The sequence below is a fragment of the Flavobacteriales bacterium genome (genome assembly GCA_026129465.1).
Lineage (GTDB): Bacteria > Bacteroidota > Bacteroidia > Flavobacteriales_F > PHOS-HE28 > PHOS-HE28.
Genome location: JAHCIA010000001.1, coordinates 992,912 through 1,014,656 on the forward strand (window position 1 = coordinate 992,912; position 21,745 = coordinate 1,014,656).

Here is a 21,745-nt window from a genome sequence, read left to right on the forward strand (position 1 = left end):
ATCGACATCGAAGTATCCCGCAACGAGGACCACAACAAGCTCCTCGTCTCCGCCCTGCACGCCCGCTTGAAGAAGGTGCACCTCGGCGGCGGCGAGAAGCGCATCGCCGACCACAAAGCCAAGGGCAAGATGACCGCCCGCGAGCGCATCGACGCCCTGCTCGACCCCAAGAGCCCGCGCATCGAGATCGGCGCCTTCGCGGCCGACGGCATGTACACCGAACACGGCGGTGCGCCGAGTGCAGGTGTGGTGGTGATGATCGGCTACGTGAGCAAGCGCCAGTGCATCGTGGTGGCCAACGACGCCACCGTGAAGGCCGGCGCCTGGTTCCCCATGACGGGCAAGAAGAACCTGCGCGCGCAGGAGATCGCCATCGAGAACCGCCTGCCCATCATCTACCTCGTGGATAGCGCCGGCGTGTACCTGCCCATGCAGGACGAGATCTTCCCCGACAAGGAGCACTTCGGCAGGATCTTTCGCAACAACGCGGTGATGAGCTCCATGGGCATCACGCAGATCGCCGCCGTCATGGGCAGCTGCGTGGCGGGCGGCGCCTACCTGCCCATCATGAGCGACGAGGCCCTCATCGTGGAGAAGACCGGCAGCATCTTCCTCGCCGGCAGCTACCTGGTAAAAGCCGCCATCGGTGAGGACATCGACAACGAGACCCTCGGCGGCGCCACCACGCACAGCGAGATCAGCGGCGTCACCGACTACAAGTGCAAGGACGATGCGGATTGCCTCAAGAAGATCCGCGCCATCGTGGACAAGCTCGGCAAGCCGAAGGATGCGGGCTTCAGCCGGGAGAAAGCCGCGGCGCCCAAGAGCGACCCGAAGGAGATCTACGGCATCATTCCCACCGAGCGCGCCAAGCCCTACGACATGCGCGAGGTCATCGCGCGACTGGTCGACGGCAGCGAGTACACCGAGTACAAGGAAGGCTACGGCCAGAGCATCCTCACCGCCTACGCCCGCATCGACGGCTGGGCCGTGGGCATCGTGGCCAACCAGCGCAAGGTGGTGAAGAGCAAAAAGGGCGAGATGCAGTTCGGCGGCGTCATCTACAGCGACAGCGCCGACAAGGCCACGCGCTTCATCGCCAACTGCAACCAGAAGAACATCCCGCTGGTCTTCCTGCAGGACGTCACCGGCTTCATGGTGGGCAGCCGCAGCGAGCACGGCGGCATCATCAAGGACGGCGCGAAACTGGTGAACGCCGTAAGCAACAGCGTGGTGCCCAAGTTCACCGTGATCGTGGGCAACAGCTACGGCGCCGGCAACTACGCCATGTGCGGCAAAGCCTACGACCCGCGCCTCATCGTGGGCTGGCCCAGCGCGCAAGTAGCGGTGATGGGCGGCGACCAGGCCAGCAAGGTGATGCTCCAGATCGAAGTGGCCGCGCTGAAAGGCAAGGGCGAGACCATCACCCCCGAGAAGGAAGCCGAACTGCTCAACCGCATCCGCAGCAAGTACGAGGAGACCATCAGCCCGTATTACGCGGCAAGCAGGCTGTGGCTGGATGCGGTGATCGATCCGCTGGAGACAAGGACGTGGATCTCGATGGGGATCGAGGCGGCGAGCCAGGCCCCGGCGACAAGGGAGTTCAATATGGGGGTCCTGCAAACCTGAATAACTGAACTCCAAGAAATGGACTGGTTCAAATACAGAAGGCCGAACAAAGAGGAGATAATCATGCTGATCGGCGGTTCGATCGTAGTCCTTGTCGTACGGTACATCTTCAGCTTGATGGCTAAGACAGGGCAGCCGTGATAAATCGGCAACCACTGCAAACGTGCACCTGGATCAGCATGGGCATCGAAGCGGCGAGCCAGGCACCGGCGACGCGGTAGTTCCATATGGGGGTTCTTCAAACCTGACGCGAGAGCACGCCTGCCGGAGGCAGGGCCGGGGTGGATACCACGCACGCGGCCACCTTGGACCTGCCTACCGGCAGACCGGATATGGAGGACTACGGCGGGCCCTACGCCGAATTGCTTTACGCGGAGTTCGACTCCGTGGGACGCTACCGCCCCACCGTATTGGAAGCACGATCGGCCGGGCAGGCTGATCTGCTGTTGAAGGTGATGTGGAGCGATGAGCCCGGAATCGCCCCCCTCCACCGCGAAGTACCTGCGCCCCGGCCTTCGCGTACCTTTAACGTTCCGACCACTGTACCATGGCCCACCACTACTCCACCTGCCTGGCGCTCGCACTGACCACCCTCACTGCGCATGCCCAGATCACCGTTACCAACAGCGTGTTCCCGGTGATCGGTGATACCTTGTATTACGCATTCGGCAACCAGCCCAACGCCATCAACGCGGTGCTCACCCCGCCGGGTGGGGGCCAGGTCTGGGACCTTTCGGGCCTGCAAGCCGATAGCACCTGGCAGGCCATTTACCACGACCCGGCCACCGGCATGGGCGCTGCCGACTTTCCGGGTGCGGCCCTGATGCTTGCCCCGGCGGACGCGATGCCCGGCCAGGAGGACTACCTGAGCGTTTCCGGTACGCAGGTGAGCCACATGGGCTCCCACGGCAGTGATCCGATCCAGCTCGGCTCTTCGTGGACCGTGCATTGGAACCCGCCGATACCGGAGAGCTGGGCACCGGTCAACTTCTTCGATATCCAACAGTCGAGCTGTTCGTCCATCACCCACTTCCTGCCCGACGAAATGCCGCCCGGCTGGACCGACCAATATCCCACCGTTGATTCGATGCGGGTGCGCGGCATGGTCACCACCCTTAGTACAGTGGATGCCTGGGGTACCACGACCATACCGGGAGGCAGCTACGCGGTGCTGCGGGTCAAGCGCACCCGGTACACCACAAACTGGCTCGATGCGAAGGTCAACCCCATCGGCTGGATCGATGTGACCGATATGGCCATTGCCCAATTCGGTATGGGCGCCGTGCTCACTACGGATACCAACCGTACCTTCCATTTCATCAACGATCAATCCAAGGAGACGATCGCCATTGTCACGTATTATGAAGATGTCCTGGGGAATCCCCCCCCCTACGTCTTGAACGTGCAGTACAAGGTGGCGGACTTCGCCACGGCAACAGGCAGCGCATCGGCAACGGCCGATCGGGTGCGCGTTTACCCGAACCCGGCTACCGATCGGATCCAGATCCAAGCCCCCTGCCTGGGGCACGGCATGGTCGAGCTGTTCGTTGTGGATGCACTGGGGCGGCAGGTCATGCATCGCCGGGGTGCAACCGGTGCCGATGGCTTCCCCCTCGAGCTGGACATCACCAGCCTGGAGGCGGGCATGTATGGCGGTCTGATCAACCGCGATACCGGAGATCCGCTGCCGTTCCAGTTCGTGAAGCGGTGAGCACAGGGGGCGTGCCCCATGTCAGGCCGATCAACTCGGCAGGATCTCTCGCCGATGATCCTGCGGAGAATGCCGCCCATATTCTCCGCAACATCTGCGGCGATGGGCCGCACCAGGCCCTGCTGGCGTAGTGGTGCATTCCATGTCGGCTTGCGCCATACCCTTCGCCAGGTCCACCAGGATCCCACTACCGCGGTGATGGATCCTTCGGCCCCCTCGCCTTGGACGCGATCTGGCGGATGGCGCCGAGGTGATAGGCGGTGTGCGCCACGCTGCCGATCATGCCGCTGAGTTCCATGTTCCGCACATCGCGCGGTGTATGCAACGTTTTCTCCCAGCGCAGCACTTCGTGGCGCAGACCGTTCCGGATCTCCTGCCAGCGGTCCTCGTCAACCCTGCCGATCCGCCAAGCGTCCTGCCAGTGCGCGTCGGCGAATGGATCGCCGCTCTCGGTGGCCCAACGGTTCATCAGGGAGAGGCCGTAGCGGACGTGCATGGCATGCGCGGCGATGGTGGCGCCGCCCTGCGCGGCATCGGATGCTTCGGCGGCGGTGAGTCCGTCCAGTGAGGCCAGCAATCCGGGGTCGCTGGTGTTGAGGATGAAGGCGCCGCCCTGCGGGGCTCCCAAGGTGAGTTCAGCGAAGAGACCGGCGAGGATGCCTGCGATCGAGGTGGTGTCCATAGCCGACCAAGCTATGGTGGTTCGGACCAACAGGCGCAAGACTTGTGCCCTGCTGGTACAAGGAGTCCAACATCCATCACGGGTTCTCCGCCAGCCACTCCTTGATCTTCAGGAGGTGTTGCTGCTTCACCGGTTCGCGTTCCGCGCGGCTGGTGGAGGTGAAGTACTGATGGGCGGACAAGAAGCGCACCTGGAGTTCGTTCCATTCGCGTTCGTCCTTCACGATGCCGTAGTGCCTGAACTCCCAGAACAGGGTGGTGCCGATGCGGAAGAAGTCCGAGCGGCCCAGGTAGTCCAGGTCGGCATCGCAGAGGATCTCGGCCAGCAGGTCGTCCGGCCGCTGAGGGATCTTCGTGGCCATGATCATGCCGCACACCCGGTCGATGGCCCCGTGGTCGTATCCGAACATCGGCAAGGCCTCGCGGGCGAGCACGCATCCGGCCGCTTCATGGTCGTGGTCCTGCAGGAGGAAGCCGGAGTCGTGGTACAGCGCGGCCGTACGCAGCAGGTCCATGTCCTCCTCCCCGAGTCCGTGGTGCATGCCCAACTCCACGGCGGAACGGTACACGTCCAGCGTATGGCTGAAGTTGTGGTAGGTCCGCTCCTTCGGCAGACCATGGCGCAGTTTCGACAGGATGAATATCTCCGCAGCGGGTTGATCCACAGGTTCAAGGTAGGCGATCGCACCGCCGCAGCGGTCTCAGAGCCTGGCCAGGCTGTCCATCAACTCCTGCTTCTTGCGGCGCGAAACGGCCACGTTGGCCCCGTCGCTCATGATCACCTCGCCGCCTTCGCCCCGGATGTACTTCTTCACATGCCGCACATTGATGAGGTGGGCGTGGTGCACGCGGATGAAGTCCTGCACGCCCAGCATGTCCTCGAATTCCTTCAAGGTCCTGGAGATCACCAGGCGCTTGCCGTCCTTCTGGTGCACCACGGTGTAGTTGCTGGCCGATTCGCAGTAGATGATATCGTCCGTGTCGATCATCTCCAGGCCTTCGGCCACGGGCAGCGCGATGCGTTTGTCGCTGTTCGCCGACAGCATGAGGTTCTTCATCAACACCATGAACTGATCGGGGTGTTGTGGCATCCGCATGGCCTGCCTCAGCTTGTCCAGCGCGGCCTGGAGCTCATCGGGGTCCACGGGCTTGAGCAGGAAATCGAGCGCGCTGAAACGGATGGCCTTCAGGGCGTACCCTTCGTGGGCGGTGGTGAAGATGACGTGCGGGCGGTCCGGGCCGATGGCCTGCAGCAGGTCGAATCCCGTGCGGTCGCCGAGTTCCACATCCAGGAAGAGGACCGTGGGACGCTCGCGGTTCAAGAGTTCCACGCCTTCCATCACGTTGGTGGCCATGCCCAGCAGGGCGATCTCCGGGAACCGCCGCTGCAGCAGGCCGGAGAGCGCGTCGCGGCAATGCTGCTCATCGTCCACGATCACCGCGGTGCTGTTCCGTGCCATCGTCGGGGCCATGCACCAAAGTAGGCCGAAATCCCCACGTGGGGGGTGGCGCCATGCCGGCGGCCCTCAAGCCTTGATCAATGGCATGTCCACCACCACCCGGGTGCCCAGGGGCAGCTGCTCGTAGCGGAAGCCCGCCCGGCCACCGTACTGCTGGCGCAGCAGATCGAGGCGGCTGCGCGTGATGGCCGTGCCCAGGGAGGTCTTCTTCATGCCCTGCACCTGTGGAGCGGCGCTGGTCTTCCTCGCCGCGTGAAGCCCGACACCATCGTCCTCGATGGACCAGACCAACTGTTCGCCCTGCAGTTCCACCTGCACCGCGATGCGCCCCGGACCCTCCTTGTGGGCGATGCCATGCCAGATGGCGTTCTCCACCAGGGGCTGCACCACCAGCGGAGGCACCATCACCCGTTCCGGGTCGATGTCCTCATGCACCACGATGGTGAAGTCGAACTTGCCCTGCATGCGTCTGCGCTCCAGCTCCATGTAGCCGCGCAGGGTATCCAGGTCGTCCTGCAGGGGCACCTCGCTGTGGCGGCTGTTCTCCAGCACCCCGCGCATCACGCCGGCGAACTTGGCGAGGTAGTAGGAAGCGCCATCGGCGTCGTTGCTCTGCACGAAGGCGTTGATGGAGTTCAGGGCGTTGAAGATGAAATGCGGGTTCATCTGGGAGCGCAGGATGCTGGTCCGCAGTTCGGCGGCCTCCTTCTCGAAGCGCTCGCGGCGGCGCTTGCGATCGGTGCGGAACCAGATGCCACCACCGGAAAGCAGCAGCAGGGCGCCCGCCATGAAGCTGTTGCGCACCACCTTCTGCCGGCGGATCTCCTGTGCCGCGATCGCGTCCTTCTTCTCCTGTTCGGCTCGAAGCATGGCCTCCTTCAGGTCGAAGTCGTGCTGGATCTTCTGCTTCACCAGGGCGGTCTTGTTCTCATCGTTGAGGATCTCGTCGTGGATCTCCAGGTATTGCTCGAGCATCTCCAGGGCATCGGCCGGGCGCTTCAGCAACTTGAATACTTCGTACAGGTTCGAATAGCTGTTCATGGTGCGCGATCGATCACCGACCGCCAGGGCCATGTCGAGCGAACGCCTGCCGAGCGCTACGGCACGGACCGCATCGCCACGCTTGGCATGGGCGAGTGAAGCGCCCTTCAACGCCGACACGATCGCGGGTTCGTTCCGCGACTCCTCTCCCAGCGCCAGGGAACGCTCGTAGAGCGGGATGGCCTCCGCCACATGCCCCTGTGAGACGAGGTTGTCCGCCAGGATCCGGGCCGCATAGAGGATCTCCCGCTTGTCGCCGATGCGCTCGGCGACGAGCAGTGCACGGCGGACCTGCCCATCCGCTTCCTCGTACTCGCCCATCATGTTGTGCGCCAAGGCGATGGATGTCCGGATGTGCGCCTCCGCTCGATCTTCCGACGACCCCGAGATCTCCAGCGCCCGGTTGAAGAACTGCAGGGCATTGTAGGGTTCCTTCATCTGGAAATAGCTCCCCCCGATGTTGGCCAGCACGATGATCTCGCGCCGGACGTCCCCTGTCTCGCGGCTGAGCACCAGGGCATGCTGGTAGTGGTCAATGGCGCCGCTGTGGTCCCCCTGCCTGGCCTTCAGACGTGCCCGCGTGTTCTCCGCCGCGATCATGAACTCGTGCTGACCCCAGTGCGACGCCGAGTCGTACATCATCCTCCCCAGTGAGGCCACGCTGTCTTCTCCCAGCGCTCGCGGGTTCTCCCAGATGAACGCGTTGAGCGCGTTGAGGCGCACCGTGTCCGGGTGTGTCCCGTCCTGCCATGTCGACCAAAGCGAGTCCAGATGGTCCTGTCCATGCGCGGTGGTGGCGAAGACGATGAGGAGCAGGGTGGCCTTTCTCATCCGAAGCAGCCAATGGATCCAAGAAGCGCTCACGCGATGGTGGTGCCAAAGATCAGCTGGGTGGTCGTACGAAGCTAAGCCCATCCGTTCCGTGCGAGGCCCATGGACCACCGATCGCGAAGCCCTGGATGCCTTGGGCGATCGACCAGGTGGTTCGGCCAGCCTCCCGCCAGTTGATCGGGGCATGCCGCCACTTGCTCATTGGTGCTGGCCCCGGCGTGGTGGTGCGGTGAGATTTGGTCAACTGAACCAGGACCGCCATGATGATGAAGCTCCCCATCCGGATCCAGAGGCACATCCTGTGCGCTGGTGCGATCATTGCGAGCCATGGCATCCATGCCCAAGGGCCGGGAGCGACCTGCCTGTGGTCGCTGGATACCACGGCCACCGCGAACAGGCCGCTGAGCATCGCCCTGGCAGGCGACCTGGCCTGTGTGGCGAACTTCCTGGCCAACACCCTGCAGGTGTTCGACATCAGCACGCCGGGCGATCCGGTGCTGGTGGGGTCGGCGACCACGGCGAACGGCCCCGCCAGCGTGGAGGTCATTGGCCCACATGCCTACGTGGTGGCCCAGAACGCGAACAGGCTCCAGGTATTCGACCTCTCCGATCCGGCCAGCCCCGTGCTCATGGGCGAAGCCAACACGGACGCACAGCCCGTGGCCGTGGCGGTGGATGCCGGCATGGCGTACGTGATCAACCAGGTGACCCGCACGCTCCAGGTCTTTGATGTGGGCGACCCTGCCGCGCCAGCGCTGACGGGGTCCATCACCACCGCGAGCGGTCCACGGACCATCGCGCGCGGCGCGCCCTTCCAGTTGGTGGTGGTCTGCACCGCGAGCGACACCCTGCAGGTCTTCGAGGTGAGCGACCCCGCCGTTCCCGTCCTGGAAGGAAGCACCTCCACCGGCGACCAGCCCACTGGGCTCTCGGTCTCGGGCACACACGCCTTTGTGTCCTGCACCAGCGACAATTCCCTGGAGGTCTATGATCTCGCCGACCCCACCACGCCCATCCTGGTGGGCAGCACGAACACCGGTGCGAACACGGGGCCTGGCGCATTGGTCGTTTCAGGCGGGAACTGCTTCGTCTGCTACCAGGTCACCTCCCAGATCCAGGTCTTCGATGCGGGTACTCCGGCCTCGCTGGTCGCCGGTGGATCGGCTGGCACAGGTACGTCGCCTTCCGCCGTGGCGGCCACCATGGCGCATGTGTTCGTGCTGAACGCCAATGCCAACACGATGCAGGTCCTGGCGCTCGCGGGCGAGGGCGATAGCTGCGACGACGGGGATCCCGATACGGGCGACGATGCGTTCGATGCGAACTGCGACTGTGTGGGCGTGGCCCTTGACTGCGAAGGTGTGCTGGGCGGGCCGGCGATGCCCGGCGCGGCCTGCGACGACGGGAACCCCGCCACGGGGAACGATGTGTACGGATCCAACTGCATCTGCGCCGGACAGCTCATCGACTGCACGGGCGTGGCCGGTGGTGGTGCCCTGCCCGGAACGCCTTGCGACGATGGGGATCCCGACACCGGTGGTGACCACTACAACGCGAACTGCGAATGTGTGGGCTACCTGCAGGATTGCTCCGGGATCCCCGGCGGTGTGGCCCTGCCGGGAACGCCCTGCGATGATGGGAACCCGGCCACGCAGCTCGATGTCTATGGCCCGGACTGCATCTGTGCCGGGCTGCTGGTGGATTGTGCGGGCGTACCTGGTGGCACGGCCCTTCCTGGTTCGCCCTGCAACGATGGGAACATCTGCACGATCGCGGATGTCTGGACGACCTCCTGCACCTGTGCCGGACAACCCTTCACGGCCGGACCGATCACCGGCCCACCCACGGCGGAGACCTACAGCGAAGTGACCTTCACGGTCCCTGCGGTGTCAGGCGCCTCCAGCTATGCTTGGGTCCTTCCTCCTGGCTGGGCCACCAACGACTTCGATATGGACAACAGCTTCACCGCCACGACCGGCGCCGCTGCTGGTCCCACCGAGCTCTGTGCAACGGTACACCTGGGCACCTGCCCGGAGACGAGTTGCACAACGGTCAATGTCGTCGTCATCAGCGGTGTGGAGGAACAGGACATGGGGAATTGGCTCTCGGTATGGCCCAACCCGTCCGATGGCATGTTCCAGTTGTCCATTTCCGGTGTGGACCAGCGACCGCTCGAGTTGAACGTGCTGGATGCCGTCGGACGATCGATCCGCTCGTCGGTCACGGAACCAGGCCAGTCCACCGCCACCATCGATCTGCAGGGTGCCGCGCCGGGCGCCTACTTCCTTGTCGCCACACGGCCCGGGGCACGGCAGGTGGTGAAGCTGTTCATCGCACGATGAGTCCAAGCATCCCCAAGTCGCCATCACAAGCACCTGCACCCACCATGTTCCGCGCCACATACGAACGACCCCGGCTGCTCGCGCGCATGATCCAGACCATCGCACTGGCCGTGGCTTGTTCCGGGCTGCATGCCCAGAACCGCCCCCAGCGCTCCAACCTGGGCGCGGCAGGAGGCTCCGTGATACACACGGCGAATGGCAGGAGCTTCTACCTGCAACAGTCCGTGGGGCAGGCCAGCGTGGCGGGTTCAAGGCTCGCTGACGGGCGCTACTACAACCAGGGATTCGTGCAGCCTTTCCACAAGGCGGTGCAGGGTCTGCCCTCCACGGACCTGGACGCATTGCTGTTCCCGAATCCGTTCACCGACCAGTTCACCATCGCCTTCGCCCAGGAACCGGCCCTCCCCGTGAACGTGCTGGTGTACAACATCACCGGGCAGGTGGTGTACGCGGCGGAACATGCGCCACAGCGTTCGCTCCTGATCCAGCCCGGTCCCTTCGCCGCAGGGGCGTACGTGGTGCATGTCCTGGTCGGCCATCGGCGCTTCTCCGGCCACCTCCAGCGCTTCCAGTGAACCGGCCGGCACACATCAACAAACAACGGATGCCATGATCACCCCACGCCACCTTCTGGTCTTCCTGCTGGCCACCGCCGCGTTGCACACCAGCGGCCAGCAGGCCTACCTGCTCACCGGCATGACCCGTTCGGAATTCCTGTACAAGGATTCGCAAGGCCGTTCCCTGGATGGCATGCATCCGCAGGTGGGCCTCTCACTCGCGGGTGGTCTGCGCCAGGCGTTCAGGCCGCTCAATCCCGCATGGTTCTTCAATGTCGGCGTGGTGTATGCGCATTATGGCATGCGTGGCACCAGCCCGGATATTCATCGCCGCTACTACGAATGGCGCACCACCTACCTGGGGATCAACCTGGGCGTGGAACGCGACCTGTTCACCGTGAAACTGCCGAACAGGGATGGCAAGGGCCTGACCTTCATGCTCGGCGCCGCGGCCGCCCCGGAGTTCCTCGTCAAGGGTGCGCAGACGATCGACCACGAGGTGTATGACCTGCACGGCGTGGAGCAGTTCGATGCCCCCTTCCTCTTCCTGCGCGGCATCGCCGGCTTCAACTTCTGCGTCACCAACCGCACGGCGATCGCGGCGCACTATGCCTTTGCCCACGGCCGCCGGTTCCCGGGTAGAGCACCGACGGACGATGAACGGCTGGCCTTCCGGACGCACAGCATCGCCTTCGGCGTGCAGATCAGCTTCCCCAGTTGCAAGTACTGCCTCTCCAAACTGGGCAAACACTAAAGGAACCAGTACCATGAGAACCACGATCCTCCTCGGCATCCTGTTGTGCGCCACCCTGCAAGGCCTCGCACAATCGCACGGGATCAGCTACCAGGCCATCATCCTCAGCCGTGCCGACAACACCACCGAGATACCGGGCGTGGATGTCGCCGGCGGGAGCTACCTGCCCGATCAGGCCCTGGCCCTGCGCTTCACCATCATCGACCAGAACGGGGCGATCGAGTACCAGGAGACGCACAGCACCACCACCGACCTCTACGGCCTGGTCTCCCTGATCATCGGCCACGGCACGGTGACCAGCGAGAGTCCCGATGTGTTCGAGGAGATCGATTGGGACGGCACGCCGAAGGACCTGCTGGTGGAGGTGAACATCCCCTCGCCGCATGGCCAGGGCGAATACATGGAATTCAGCATCCAGGAACTCGTCTTCGCACCGTACGCGTTCCACCGCAACATCACCGCCACCGGCAGCCTCACCGTCGATGGGGCCAGCATCCTGAACAATTCCCTGGTGGTGGCCAACGGCAGCCCGACACACCTGACGGGCGACCTGGTCGTGGACGGTTCCGCCTTGTTCAATGGCACCGTCACACTGTCCCAATGCCTCTATCTCCAGGATTGCCTGTGGGTGCAGGGCACCACCGACCTGAACAATGGCCTCCGCGTGAACTTCGGCACCCCGAGCAGCCTGTCCGGCACCTTGGATGTGGGTGGCGCGGCGGATCTGAACAGCAGCCTGGATGTACATGGGGCGACCCGGTTGGAGCACACCCTCGAGGTGGATGGGACCACCAGCTTGAACAGCACCCTGGACGTGGATGGCGGAACCACGCTGAACAGCACATTGGACGTGGATGGCTCCACCACCTTGAACCACACCCTCGATGTGGACGGTGCCACCACCTTGAACAACACGCTGGACGTGGATGGCGCCACAACGCTGCACAGCACGCTGGAAGTGGATGGCGCTTCGGTGATCCACAACACACTTGACGTAGAGGGGCGCACCACGATCACGGCGAGCCTCTCCGGCGACGACGATGACTTCGGCGCCTACCCCTTGCGTGTGCAGGGTGGGCAGCACGGCGTGGCGATCCAGGTGAACGCGACGGACATGAACGGCAGCACCAACTTCATCACCTTCTTCGACGGCAGCGGCACGGCAAGGGGCAGGATCGAGGGGCAGAACACGGGCGAGGTCATGCTGTCGGCTCCTTACATCTATGAGAATTCGGTGTTCGCGGTCGAACTCGGACTGGCGATCGCCGATCTGGTCGCCGCATCCACTTCATCCACCATCTGCCTTGGGCTGGGTGGGTGTGTCACGGCACCGGTGCCTTCCCTGGTGATCGCCGCCATCATCAAGGTGGGCGTGGCCACGGCCAAGCCCATCGCCTACAACATATTCGCGCTGTCCAACCTGGGTGTCACTTACGAGTCGGGGTCGGCGGACTATGCGGAATGGTTGGAACGCCTCGACCCCGCGGAACCCATGGGCTTCGGAGATGTCGTGGCGATGAACGGCGGACGGATCAGCAAGAGGACCGGCGGTGCCGAGCGCTACATGGTGATCTCCTACAAACCGGCCGTGCTGGGCAACTCGCCCGAGCCGGGCACGGAACACCTCTTTGAAAAAGTGTGCTTCATGGGGCAGGTGCCCGTGAAGGTGATGGGACCGGTGAACGTGGGCGACTACATCCTGCCCAGCGGCTTCGGCAACGGGTACGGCAGGGCGGTCGCGCCCGGCCGGATGACCCTGGCCGACCATCCGAACATCGTGGGCCGGGCCTGGAGCGCCTCCCAGGATCCGATAGGTGGCTACGTGAATGTGGCCATCGGCATGGGCAACAACGCGGATCTGACGGACAAGCTGATCGACCAACAGGCGCAACTCGATGAACTGCGCGCGGAGGTGATGGCCATCCGGAATGAAATGAAAGGGATCGCCACGGTCGCCGGCGCCCGGGGGGCGAACGCCGATCCAGCGGCCCATCCGCCCACATCCTCCTTCCAGACCACGGTCACCGCCGAGGAACTGCACCCGCCCATCGAGCGTGAAGCCGTCCTGGAAGCCATCGAAATGGTGCGGTCATACGCGAAGGAGACCGGCTTGGACCTGAATGAACATCCGTTCTTCATCAACCTGCAACATGACCCCGTGGCCCGCGAGGCATTCATCGACCAGGTCCTGGTCATGGCCGAGGCGCAACGCCAGCGCATGATCATGATCGATCGCGGGCATGGGTACAAATAGGTGGGTCCGGTTTCCCTGGTTCCTGAAGACCCTGTGCCATCCATGAAGAAGCCCCGGCTTTCGCCGGGGCTTCCATGTTCTCAGGTGAGGGGAGACCTCAGGCCCGGGTCACGTTGACCGCGTTGGGACCCTTGGGGCTTTGCTCCACATCGAAGGTGACCTTGTCACCCTCCTGGAGGTTGTCCCTTGTCCCGGTCTTGTGCACGAAAAGGTCCTTGCCACCCTCGTCCGGGGTGATGAAACCGAAACCTTTCTCCGTGTTGAAGAACTTCACTGTACCGCTCGGCATGTTACTGCTTGTAATGTGCCCCGATCGAAGCGGGGCCTGTTGATCCCTGGCAAAAGCGCCGGGGTCTTGAAGGATGTAAAGATACGCCTTCCGCATCAGGGGCCGACGATCCGGACCTGCGTTGCCCGTGAGGAATGCGCATCGATAACGTGGCCCGGAGCCCTTGACGAACGGTTCATTCCGACCCATTCCCCATGTGCAAGCCCGGTTAGCTTTGACAGCCTCCAACACCCACCACCATGGACCTCACCACCGTGAATTTCCTTGCTGTGATCGTTGCCACGCTCGCCGCCTTCGCTTTGGGCGCCGTGTGGTACACCGCCCTCTTCGGCAAACGCTGGATGAAGGAGGTCGGCTTTTCGGAAGAACAGTTGAAACAGGGCGCCAACCTGGGCCGCATCTACGGCACCTGCCTGTTGCTCACCTTCGTGATGGGTCTTGGACTGGCCTTCATCTGGCACCAGGAGGACCCCGCGAGCCTCACCTGGCAAGTGGGCCTCTACCACGGCCTGCTCATCGGCCTGTTCTTCGTGGCCCCCAGCACTGGCATCAACTATCTGTACCAGCGCAAGAGCTTCGCCCTCTGGCTCATCGACGCGGGTTACCAGGTGGTCTTCCTCGGCATCATGGGCGCCGTCATCGGCGCGTGGCGGTAAGGCCGGCATAGCGATGGAACGCGCCCTACTCTTCAGCCAACTCGAACGGCACGGCAACGTTTTCCGCGCGCTGCTCACGGGCATGCCGCCTGAGGAGATCGTTTGGCGGCCGGCACCGGAGAAATGGTGCGCGCTGGAGATCGTGCGCCACCTGCACGATGAGGAACGCGAGGACTTTCGCGCCAGGCTTCGATCCACGCTTGACGACCCCACGGCACCCTGGCCGAAGATCGATCCGGCCGCCTGGGTAAACGAACGCGACTACATGGGACAGGACTTCGATGCCACGCTGAGCGGCTTCCTGGATGAAAGGACCCTTTCGGTGGAATGGCTGCGTGGCCTGGATGATGCGCCATGGGGCAATGCCTACCTCCACCCCAAGGTGGGTCCGGTGAGTTGCGAGCTGCTGCTTACCAACTGGGTGGCGCACGACCTGCACCACTTCCGCCAACTCAACAACCTCCGCTACGCCTACCTGAAAGCACACACCACCGTGCCGCTGGACTATGCGGGCACCTGGTGAATCGTTCCTGAACACGAAAAATGCCTACACCCCATCACCCATGAGTCCCACCCTGCGCAACATCCTCGCGGTCATCATCGGCATCGCGGCCTGCATGTTCCTGAACGGCATGCTGCTGGGCCTGATGATGAAGGTCATCGCTCCTCCCGCCGGCTTCGACCCGAATGACGTGGCCACCTACCACCTGCTCCATGGCAAGCACTTCCTGCCACCTTTCATCGCGCATGCGGTGCCTTCACTCGTCGGTGGCTTCATCGCGGCCTTCATCGCCGCCACGCGCAAGATGACCTTCGCGCTGGTGGTGGGCGCCGTGCATCTGCTCGGCGGCATCGTGGCGGCCTTCATGATCCCAGCGCCGGTGTGGTTCATCGTGCTTGACCTGGTGGTGGCCTACCTGCCCATGGCCTGGATCGGGGGGTGTCTGGCCACGCGCCAGTGAAAGGGTCTGCCGGTGGGCATCATACGAAGGCAGTATCACGCCTTCACGATCCGGAAGTTGAACATCGGCGTGCGGATGGCGCCCCACAGACGGACCCAGATGGGCAGGACCTGTTCACTGCCGCGCGCGGTGGTGATATCGCCCAGATCGATCATGTCCGCGTCGGCCCAACCGAACCAGCGCAGCAATGCGCGCACCTCGTCCTTCGCGTCGGCATCGTTGCCGCTGAGGAAGATGTTCGTGCGTTCGGGCAGCAGGCCGGGGTCCACCATCAGTGCCGCCGTGAGGGTGTTCAGCGATTTTACCACGCGCACCTTCGGGAATGCCATTTGGATCCGCTCCCCCAGGGAGTCGTCATTGCAGACGAACAGCGTGGGCGGCATGCCCTTCGAGAAATCCAGCGGATTGCTGATGTCCAGCAGCACCTTGGTGCCGAGGTTCGCCGCGCCCGCGAGTTTCAGCGCTTCCAACGAACCGGACCCGTTTGTGGCGTTCACCACCAGTACACCATGCGCGGCCGCCTCCGCATGGGTGCCCAGCTTCACGGTACCGTGGTCCTTGTGCCATTCCGCGAACGGTGCGCCGCCCATGGCACTCTTCTCCGTGTTCGCCAGGGTGGCCCTGGGGTCGCGCGTGCCGATCATCACGTCGTGGCCCAATGAGGCGAGTTTCGCCGCGATGGTGCGGCCAACGCCGCCGGTGCCGAGGATGCCGATCTTCATGGTATGGTCAGGTTGAAGGGTTGAAAAGTTGAGCGGTTGGAGGTTGATGGCCCCATCCGGTCAGGACAAAGCTCACCTCGTCACCAACGCCAATCAAGGGCTGTCACGAAGGATAGTGGGCCACCCGGATGACGGGAATACCGGGGCACGCAACGGATCCGAGAACGTTAATTTTCGCTCATGCTCATCGACGGCAAGGAACACCGGATCCGGATGCGTGGCAGGGAGTACCACTGCGCGTTGGACGTGACCATGGACTATATCGGCGGCAAGTGGAAGGCCATCGTGCTGTGGTACCTGCGCAACGGCACCAAGCGCTTCAGCGAGCTGGACCGCCACATTCCGGGGATCACGGAAAAAATGCTCTCCCTGCAACTCCGCCAATTGGAGAAGGACGGCTTGGTGAAGCGGACCATACATCCCGAGGTGCCGCCACGTGTGGAATATGAGCTCACGGAAGAAGGCCGCACGCTGCTACCCCTGCTGGAGGAGATCGCCAAGTGGGGCCGCTTGATGGGCGCCAGGCATGGTCGTGTGGAAGAGGTGCCCACCCGGCCACGGGGCGCGCGCAGGTCGGGACCACGATAGCGGCACCGGACCTATCGCTTCGCAAGCAGCCCCTCCTCTTCCAGCCGCTCCCTGATCCAGTCAAGCGCTTCGCCTTCCTCCCGGAAGAGCCGCGTGGGGAAGGTCTGCGGATTGTAGTTGTAGTAGATCTCGGACATCGAAGTGCCCAGCTCGTCCTGCGTCACGATGGCCAGCGCCACCAGCTGCGAATTGGCGTTGGTACGTCCGAAGTAGTCGACCTCCATCACTCTCAGATCGCCCAGGGTGCCGGGCTGGAACACACCGAGCATGGCGCAGCGTTCGCCGGTGAGTTCATCGCGGCGCAACTGCACTTCCATGAGACCCGCCACATCCAGCTCAACGCCTTCGCGATAGCGTACCTCGATCAAGCGGCCCTCCATGGTGAGGGACATATCGGCGAGCCGTGTGATGATGTGCTCCGGCATGCCGGTGAAACTACTCCGCGATCCACGCCAGTGCCAACTGTTCATCACTTAGCTCCGAAGCGCGAACCATTCGTCACGTGACCGGGTGCCGGATGCCCCGGTTACATTCGCTCTCCACGACCACCTCGAACGATCCATGAACAAGACATTGCTCCTTTTCACCCTGCTCCATGCGGGCGTGTCCTTCGGCCAGGAGAACCCCTCCGATGAAGCGCTCTGGTTGCGCTATCCCGCCATTTCGCCCGATGGCCGCGAGATCGTTCTCTGCTACCAAGGAGATCTCTGGAAGGTGCCCACCACGGGCGGTGCGGCCATGCTGCTCACCACGCACGAGGCGTACGACCACAGCCCGGTCTGGTCGCGCGATGGCAAATGGATCGCCTTCGCCAGCAACCGGTACGGCAACGACGATGTGTTCGTCATGCCAGCCGGCGGCGGTGCGGCCACCCGGCTTACCTGGCACAGCGCCTTCGAGGTCCCCAGCGACTTCACACCCGATGGCGGCGCGGTGATCTTCGGTGCGCCTCGGCAGGACGACCACCGCAACCAGCAGTTCCCCAGTCCCGGACTGGGAGAGTTGTACCGTGTGCCGATCGCCGGCGGCAAGGTCACCCGCGTGATGGGCACCGTGGCCGAGCGTGCACGGTACAATGCGGACGGCAGCCTGATCGTGTTCCAAGACTGGAAAGGCTACGAGGACGACCACCGCAAGCACCACACCTCCAGCGTGACACGCGACGTGTGGACCTTCGCGCCGGCCAGCGGCCAGTACCGCCAGCTCAGCACTTTCGCCGGAGAGGACCGCGACCCGGTCTTCAGCCCTGATGGCCGCACGGTGTATTACCTCAGCGAGGAGAGCGGCAGCTTCAACGTGCACAGCATGCCCGTGGGCGGCGGTGCCAGCACGCAACTGACCCGCTTCCAGCACCACCCCGTGCGCCACCTGAGCACCAGCGCCGATGGCACCTTGTGCTTCAACCACCACGGCACCCTGTACACCCTGCGTCCCGGTGCGCAGCCCGTGAAGGTCACCGTGCGCATCGCCATGGACCAGCGCCACAACCCCGTGCGTACCGTGAAGGTCGGCGGCGATGCCAGCGAATTCGCCGTGTCTCCCAACGGCAAGGAGGTGGCATTCATCCACCGTGGGGAAGTATTCGTGACCAGTGTGGCCGAGGGCACCACCCGCCGTATCACCGACACGCCCGAGCAGGAACGCGACGTGAGCTTCAGCCCCGATGGCCGCACCCTGCTGTACGCCACGGAAAGGGGCGGCAGCTGGGACCTCTACACCACCAACATCGTGCGCAAGGAGGAGCCCTATTTCTTCAACGCCACCGTGCTGAAGGAGGAGCCGATGCTGGCCACGGCCGCCGAGGAATTCCAACCGGCCTGGAGCCCCGACGGCAAGGAGGTGGCCTACTTGGAGGAGCGCACCACACTGCGGGTGTACGATGTCGCGGCGAAGAAGAGCCGCACCGTGCTGCCCGGCGATCGTGAATACAGCTATGCCGACGGCGACCAGCATTTCGAATGGAGCCCTGACGGGAAGTGGTTGCTCACGCAGTTCCTGAATCCTTCCCAATGGATCTCGCAGAGCGGTTTGATCAAGGCCGATGGCAGCGGCGAGTTGATCGACCTGAGCCGCAGCGGCTATGGCCATTATGCCGCGCGCTGGGCCGTGGATGGCCAGGTGGTGCTGACCTACAGCAGCCGGGACGGCATGAAGAACCACGCCAGCTGGGGTGGGCAGATGGACGCCTACGCCACCTGGCTCACGCAGGAAGCCTTCGATCGCTTCAAGCTGAGCAAGGAGGAATTCGACCTGTTGAAGGAGGAGGAAAAGAAGAAGGAGGGGGACAAGGACAAGAAGGATGAGAAGTCCACCTCCACCAAGACCGCGGCGGACAAGGACAAGAAGGTGGCCCCCCTGAAGATCGAACTGGACCGGATCGAGGACAGGCGGGTGCGCCTGACGCAGCATTCCTCCGCGCTGTCCGGCGCCGTGCTGAGCAAGGACGGAGAAAAGCTCTACTACCTGGCCCGATTCGAGAAGGGCTTCGACCTGTGGCAGACCGAGCTGCGCACCAAGGAGACCAAGATCATCCACAAGATGAACGCGGAAGGCGCCGGTGGGCTGGTGCTGGACAAGGAGGGCAAGAACCTCTTCTTCATGTCCAACGGTGGCATCCAGCGCTACGACCTGGAGAAGAACGAACAGAAAGGCGTCGGTATCAATGGCGAGATGCGACTGGACGAGTCGAAGGAGCGCGCTTACCTCTTCGAGCATGTGTGGCGACAGGTGCTGAAGAAGTTCTACGATCCCAAATTGCATGGCGTGGACTGGAACTTCTACAAGGCCGAATACATGCGCATGCTGCCACACCTGGACAACAACTACGACTTCGCCGAACTGCTCAGCGAGATGCTCGGAGAACTCAATGCCTCGCATACCGGTTCGGGTTATCGCAAGAGCGATCCCGTGGGCGATGCGACCGCTTCACTCGGACTGTTCTATGACGATGCGTTCACCGGCAACGGCCTGCGCATCTCAGAAGTGATGGAACGGGGCCCCTGCGTGAAGGAGGGCTCGAAGATCAAGGCGGGCCACGTGATCGAGAAGATCGATGGCGTGACCATCGCGGGCGACATGACACCGGAGCGCCTGCTGAACCGCAAGGCCGGCAAGCCCACGCTGCTGGGCCTGCACGACCCGAGGAACAACCAGCGCTGGGAGGAAACGGTGAAGCCGATCTCCCGTGGCGAGGAAGGTGAATTGCTCTACCAGCGCTGGGTGGACCGGTGCGCGTTCCTGGTGGACAGCCTCAGCGGCGGGCGCGTGGGCTACGTGCATGTGCGCGGCATGGACGACCGCAGCTACCGCAAGGTGTACGAGGACGTGCTGGGCAAGCACTACGGCAAGGACGCGCTGGTGGTGGATACGCGCTTCAACGGCGGCGGTTGGCTGCACGACGACCTGGCCACCTTCCTCGGCGGGGTCAAGTACATGCGCATCGAGCCGCGTGGCCAGCACCTGGGCGATGAGCCCCAGTTCAAGTGGAAGCGCCCAAGCGCCGTGGTGATGAGCGAGAGCAACTACAGCGATGCGCACCTCTTCCCCGTGGCCTATCGTGCGCTGGGCGTGGGCAAGCTGGTGGGCATGCCCGTGGCCGGCACCGGCACAGCCGTCTGGTGGGAAGGCTTGCAGAACGGCATGTACTTCGGCATCCCGCAGGTGGGCATGATCGACAACGCTGGCAACTTCATGGAGAACACCCAGCTGGAACCCGATGTGCTGCAGCCACTCGATCCCGCGCTGGTCCTGAAAGGCCGCGACCAGCAACTGGAGGCCGCCGTGAAACTGCTGCTGGACAAGCTCGGCCGTTGAGCCATGCGCCTCGTCGCGCTCACGGCCTTCGCCCTGTTGATGTTCGCGGCCAACTCCCTGTTGTGCCGCATGGCGCTGCACGGCGGGAACGTGGACGCCGCGTCCTTCTCCTTGATGCGTCTGGCCTCCGGCGCAGCGATGCTCATGCTCATCGCCCGGTCGCGCACCAAGGACCCACGACCTTCCCGTGGCGACTGGCGTTCGGCCTTCCAGCTTTTTCTCTATGCTGTCCCATTCTCCTTCGCCTACCTCGGCCTCACCACCGGCACCGGGGCGCTCATCCTCTTTGGCGCGGTGCAACTCACCATGCTCACGGCAGCATGGGTGGGCGGTGAAAGGCCATCCACGATCCAATGGACCGGTGTGGTGCTCGCCTTGGGCGGACTGGTGTACCTGCTGCTGCCCGGGCTGACGGCACCACCATGGCGCGAAGCATCCTTGATGGCGGTCGCCGGTGTGGCCTGGGGTTTCTACTCGCTGCGGGGCCGAAGTGGCGGTGATCCCATCGCACGCAACGCCGGGAACTTTCTGCGCACCGTGCCCATGGCCCTGGTCGTGCTGTTGCTGTGGTGGCCCGATCTTCGTGTCGATGGGCGCGGCGTGGCCCTCGCGGTCGCCTCGGGCGCTTTGGCATCGGCCATCGGCTATGCCGCCTGGTACGCGGCGCTCAAGCATCTCACCGCCACTCATGCCTCCGTGCTCCAACTGAACGTGCCGGTCATCGCGGCGGTACTGGGACTGCTGCTGCTGGAGGAAACGCTGACGTGGCGGCTTGTGCTGGCCGCATCGCTGGTGTTGGGCGGCGTGGCATTGGCCGTGCTGCGGCGCCGGTGAGTGCCGGGATCGACAATTCTTAACATCCGAGCGGCCGGAACGAACAACACGTTCGTTTCATTTGTAACTGTTCCGCACGTCACCATCACCATGCCCTTCCACCCCACCGACCCCCACGCCTCAATCGGCTTCTGGACGGGCATCGCCACCCAGCACTACTACACCCGCGTGCTCAACGCCCTGCGGAAGCACGACCTGGAGAAGTGGTTCTACGTGCTGGTGATGATCCACGAGGCGGATGGCGATCTGAGCCAGCAGGACCTCGCCGATGCGTTGTTGCTGGACAAGGTCACCATCACCCGCGCGGTGGACCACCTCAGCAAGCTGGGCTATGTTCAGCGCGTGGACTGCCCGCAGGACCGCCGCAAGTACCATCTGCGCACCCTGCCCAAGGCGCGCGCCGTGGTGAAGGATATCCGCATCGCTTTCCATGCCATCAACGACCTGGCCTTCGCTGGTATGAGCGCCGCGGAACGCAAGCGCTTCCGGGCCGACCTGGCACGCATCAACGCCAACCTCGCGGAACCGGAAGGGCGGAAGATGCGCATCACCTATTCCAAGAGATCGCCCCGATGAGGATACGACCGGAACTTCCGCGTCTGCTGCTGGCCACCGGTCTGT

20 protein-coding genes are annotated in these 21,745 nt (G+C 63.7%); 13 read left to right on the forward strand and 7 right to left on the reverse strand.

The window, feature by feature from the left end:
- Together KIT10_04150 and KIT10_04155 are read left to right on the forward strand one after the other, a co-directional pair.
- Nucleotides 1-1,629, forward strand: a complete 1,629-nt coding sequence (locus KIT10_04150) for an acyl-CoA carboxylase subunit beta (GenBank protein MCW5898443.1) — start codon at nucleotides 1-3, stop codon at nucleotides 1,627-1,629.
- A 628-nt stretch (nucleotides 1,630-2,257) separates the two neighbouring features.
- Nucleotides 2,258-3,340, forward strand: a complete 1,083-nt coding sequence (locus tag KIT10_04155; GenBank protein MCW5898444.1) for a T9SS type A sorting domain-containing protein — start codon at nucleotides 2,258-2,260, stop codon at nucleotides 3,338-3,340.
- 187 nt (nucleotides 3,341-3,527) lie between these two features.
- Here KIT10_04155 and KIT10_04160 read toward each other — a convergent pair whose 3' ends face one another.
- The 4 genes from KIT10_04160 to KIT10_04175 all read right to left on the reverse strand — a co-directional run bounded on the left by KIT10_04160 (nucleotide 3,528) and on the right by KIT10_04175 (nucleotide 7,353).
- A complete protein-coding gene (locus KIT10_04160) occupies nucleotides 3,528-4,022 on the reverse strand; it encodes a hypothetical protein (GenBank protein ID MCW5898445.1) in 495 nt (164 codons plus the stop codon).
- Nucleotides 4,023-4,098: 76 nt separating this feature from the next.
- Nucleotides 4,099-4,686 (reverse strand): HD domain-containing protein, encoded by a 588-nt coding sequence (locus KIT10_04165; GenBank protein ID MCW5898446.1) that lies wholly within the window; start codon nucleotides 4,684-4,686, stop codon nucleotides 4,099-4,101.
- 36 nt (nucleotides 4,687-4,722) lie between these two features.
- Nucleotides 4,723-5,493, reverse strand: coding sequence for a response regulator transcription factor (locus KIT10_04170; GenBank protein ID MCW5898447.1), 771 nt, complete (start codon nucleotides 5,491-5,493; stop codon nucleotides 4,723-4,725).
- A gap of 54 nt (nucleotides 5,494-5,547) precedes the next feature.
- Entirely contained in the window at nucleotides 5,548-7,353 is a 1,806-nt protein-coding gene (locus tag KIT10_04175; GenBank protein ID MCW5898448.1) for a tetratricopeptide repeat protein, read from the reverse strand.
- Nucleotides 7,354-7,613: 260 nt separating this feature from the next.
- Between KIT10_04175 and KIT10_04180 the strand changes: the two genes are divergently transcribed.
- Genes KIT10_04180 through KIT10_04195 form a run of 4 tightly spaced genes read left to right on the forward strand, consistent with a single transcriptional unit; the run spans nucleotide 7,614 to nucleotide 13,260 of the window.
- Nucleotides 7,614-9,695 carry a hypothetical protein gene (locus tag KIT10_04180; protein MCW5898449.1) on the forward strand — a complete coding sequence of 694 codons (2,082 nt, stop codon included), beginning with the start codon at nucleotides 7,614-7,616 and terminating at the stop codon, nucleotides 9,693-9,695.
- A 44-nt stretch (nucleotides 9,696-9,739) separates the two neighbouring features.
- Nucleotides 9,740-10,270 carry a T9SS type A sorting domain-containing protein gene (locus tag KIT10_04185; GenBank protein MCW5898450.1) on the forward strand — a complete coding sequence of 177 codons (531 nt, stop codon included), beginning with the start codon at nucleotides 9,740-9,742 and terminating at the stop codon, nucleotides 10,268-10,270.
- Nucleotides 10,271-10,304: 34 nt separating this feature from the next.
- Nucleotides 10,305-11,006, forward strand: a complete 702-nt coding sequence (locus KIT10_04190) for a hypothetical protein (protein ID MCW5898451.1) — start codon at nucleotides 10,305-10,307, stop codon at nucleotides 11,004-11,006.
- Between the two features lie 13 nt (nucleotides 11,007-11,019).
- Complete coding sequence (locus KIT10_04195; protein ID MCW5898452.1) at nucleotides 11,020-13,260, forward strand: hypothetical protein; 2,241 nt, start codon at nucleotides 11,020-11,022, stop codon at nucleotides 13,258-13,260.
- A 97-nt stretch (nucleotides 13,261-13,357) separates the two neighbouring features.
- Here the strand turns inward: KIT10_04195 and KIT10_04200 are convergent, their stop codons facing one another.
- Entirely contained in the window at nucleotides 13,358-13,549 is a 192-nt protein-coding gene (locus tag KIT10_04200; GenBank protein MCW5898453.1) for a cold-shock protein, read from the reverse strand.
- Between the two features lie 239 nt (nucleotides 13,550-13,788).
- Here KIT10_04200 and KIT10_04205 point away from each other — a divergent pair, with 239 nt between their 5' ends.
- From KIT10_04205 to KIT10_04215, 3 genes are read left to right on the forward strand one after another with little or no spacing between them, the layout of a single operon-like run.
- Nucleotides 13,789-14,205: a DUF1761 domain-containing protein gene (locus KIT10_04205; protein ID MCW5898454.1), complete on the forward strand. Its 417-nt coding sequence runs from the start codon at nucleotides 13,789-13,791 to the stop codon at nucleotides 14,203-14,205.
- A gap of 13 nt (nucleotides 14,206-14,218) precedes the next feature.
- A complete protein-coding gene (locus tag KIT10_04210; protein ID MCW5898455.1) occupies nucleotides 14,219-14,728 on the forward strand; it encodes a DinB family protein in 510 nt (169 codons plus the stop codon).
- A 40-nt stretch (nucleotides 14,729-14,768) separates the two neighbouring features.
- Entirely contained in the window at nucleotides 14,769-15,167 is a 399-nt protein-coding gene (locus KIT10_04215; GenBank protein ID MCW5898456.1) for a hypothetical protein, read from the forward strand.
- Between the two features lie 35 nt (nucleotides 15,168-15,202).
- Here KIT10_04215 and KIT10_04220 read toward each other — a convergent pair whose 3' ends face one another.
- The gene (locus KIT10_04220) at nucleotides 15,203-15,889 is read right to left on the reverse strand and encodes an NAD(P)-binding domain-containing protein (GenBank protein ID MCW5898457.1); all 687 of its coding nucleotides are present in this window, start codon (nucleotides 15,887-15,889) and stop codon (nucleotides 15,203-15,205) included.
- A gap of 180 nt (nucleotides 15,890-16,069) precedes the next feature.
- Here KIT10_04220 and KIT10_04225 point away from each other — a divergent pair, with 180 nt between their 5' ends.
- Nucleotides 16,070-16,477, forward strand: a complete 408-nt coding sequence (locus KIT10_04225; protein MCW5898458.1) for a helix-turn-helix transcriptional regulator — start codon at nucleotides 16,070-16,072, stop codon at nucleotides 16,475-16,477.
- Between the two features lie 11 nt (nucleotides 16,478-16,488).
- Here the strand turns inward: KIT10_04225 and KIT10_04230 are convergent, their stop codons facing one another.
- The gene (locus KIT10_04230) at nucleotides 16,489-16,902 is read right to left on the reverse strand and encodes a hypothetical protein (protein MCW5898459.1); all 414 of its coding nucleotides are present in this window, start codon (nucleotides 16,900-16,902) and stop codon (nucleotides 16,489-16,491) included.
- Nucleotides 16,903-17,038: 136 nt separating this feature from the next.
- On the opposite strand from KIT10_04230, the gene KIT10_04235 reads away from it, so the two are divergent.
- The 3 genes from KIT10_04235 (at nucleotide 17,039) to KIT10_04245 (ending at nucleotide 21,700) form a co-directional block, all read left to right on the forward strand.
- Complete coding sequence (locus KIT10_04235; protein MCW5898460.1) at nucleotides 17,039-20,290, forward strand: PD40 domain-containing protein; 3,252 nt, start codon at nucleotides 17,039-17,041, stop codon at nucleotides 20,288-20,290.
- Between the two features lie 3 nt (nucleotides 20,291-20,293).
- On the forward strand, nucleotides 20,294-21,124 hold the full coding sequence (locus KIT10_04240) for a DMT family transporter (protein MCW5898461.1): 831 nt from the start codon (nucleotides 20,294-20,296) through the stop codon (nucleotides 21,122-21,124).
- 90 nt (nucleotides 21,125-21,214) lie between these two features.
- The gene (locus tag KIT10_04245; protein ID MCW5898462.1) at nucleotides 21,215-21,700 is read left to right on the forward strand and encodes a MarR family transcriptional regulator; all 486 of its coding nucleotides are present in this window, start codon (nucleotides 21,215-21,217) and stop codon (nucleotides 21,698-21,700) included.
- Nucleotides 21,701-21,745: the final 45 nt, after the last annotated feature.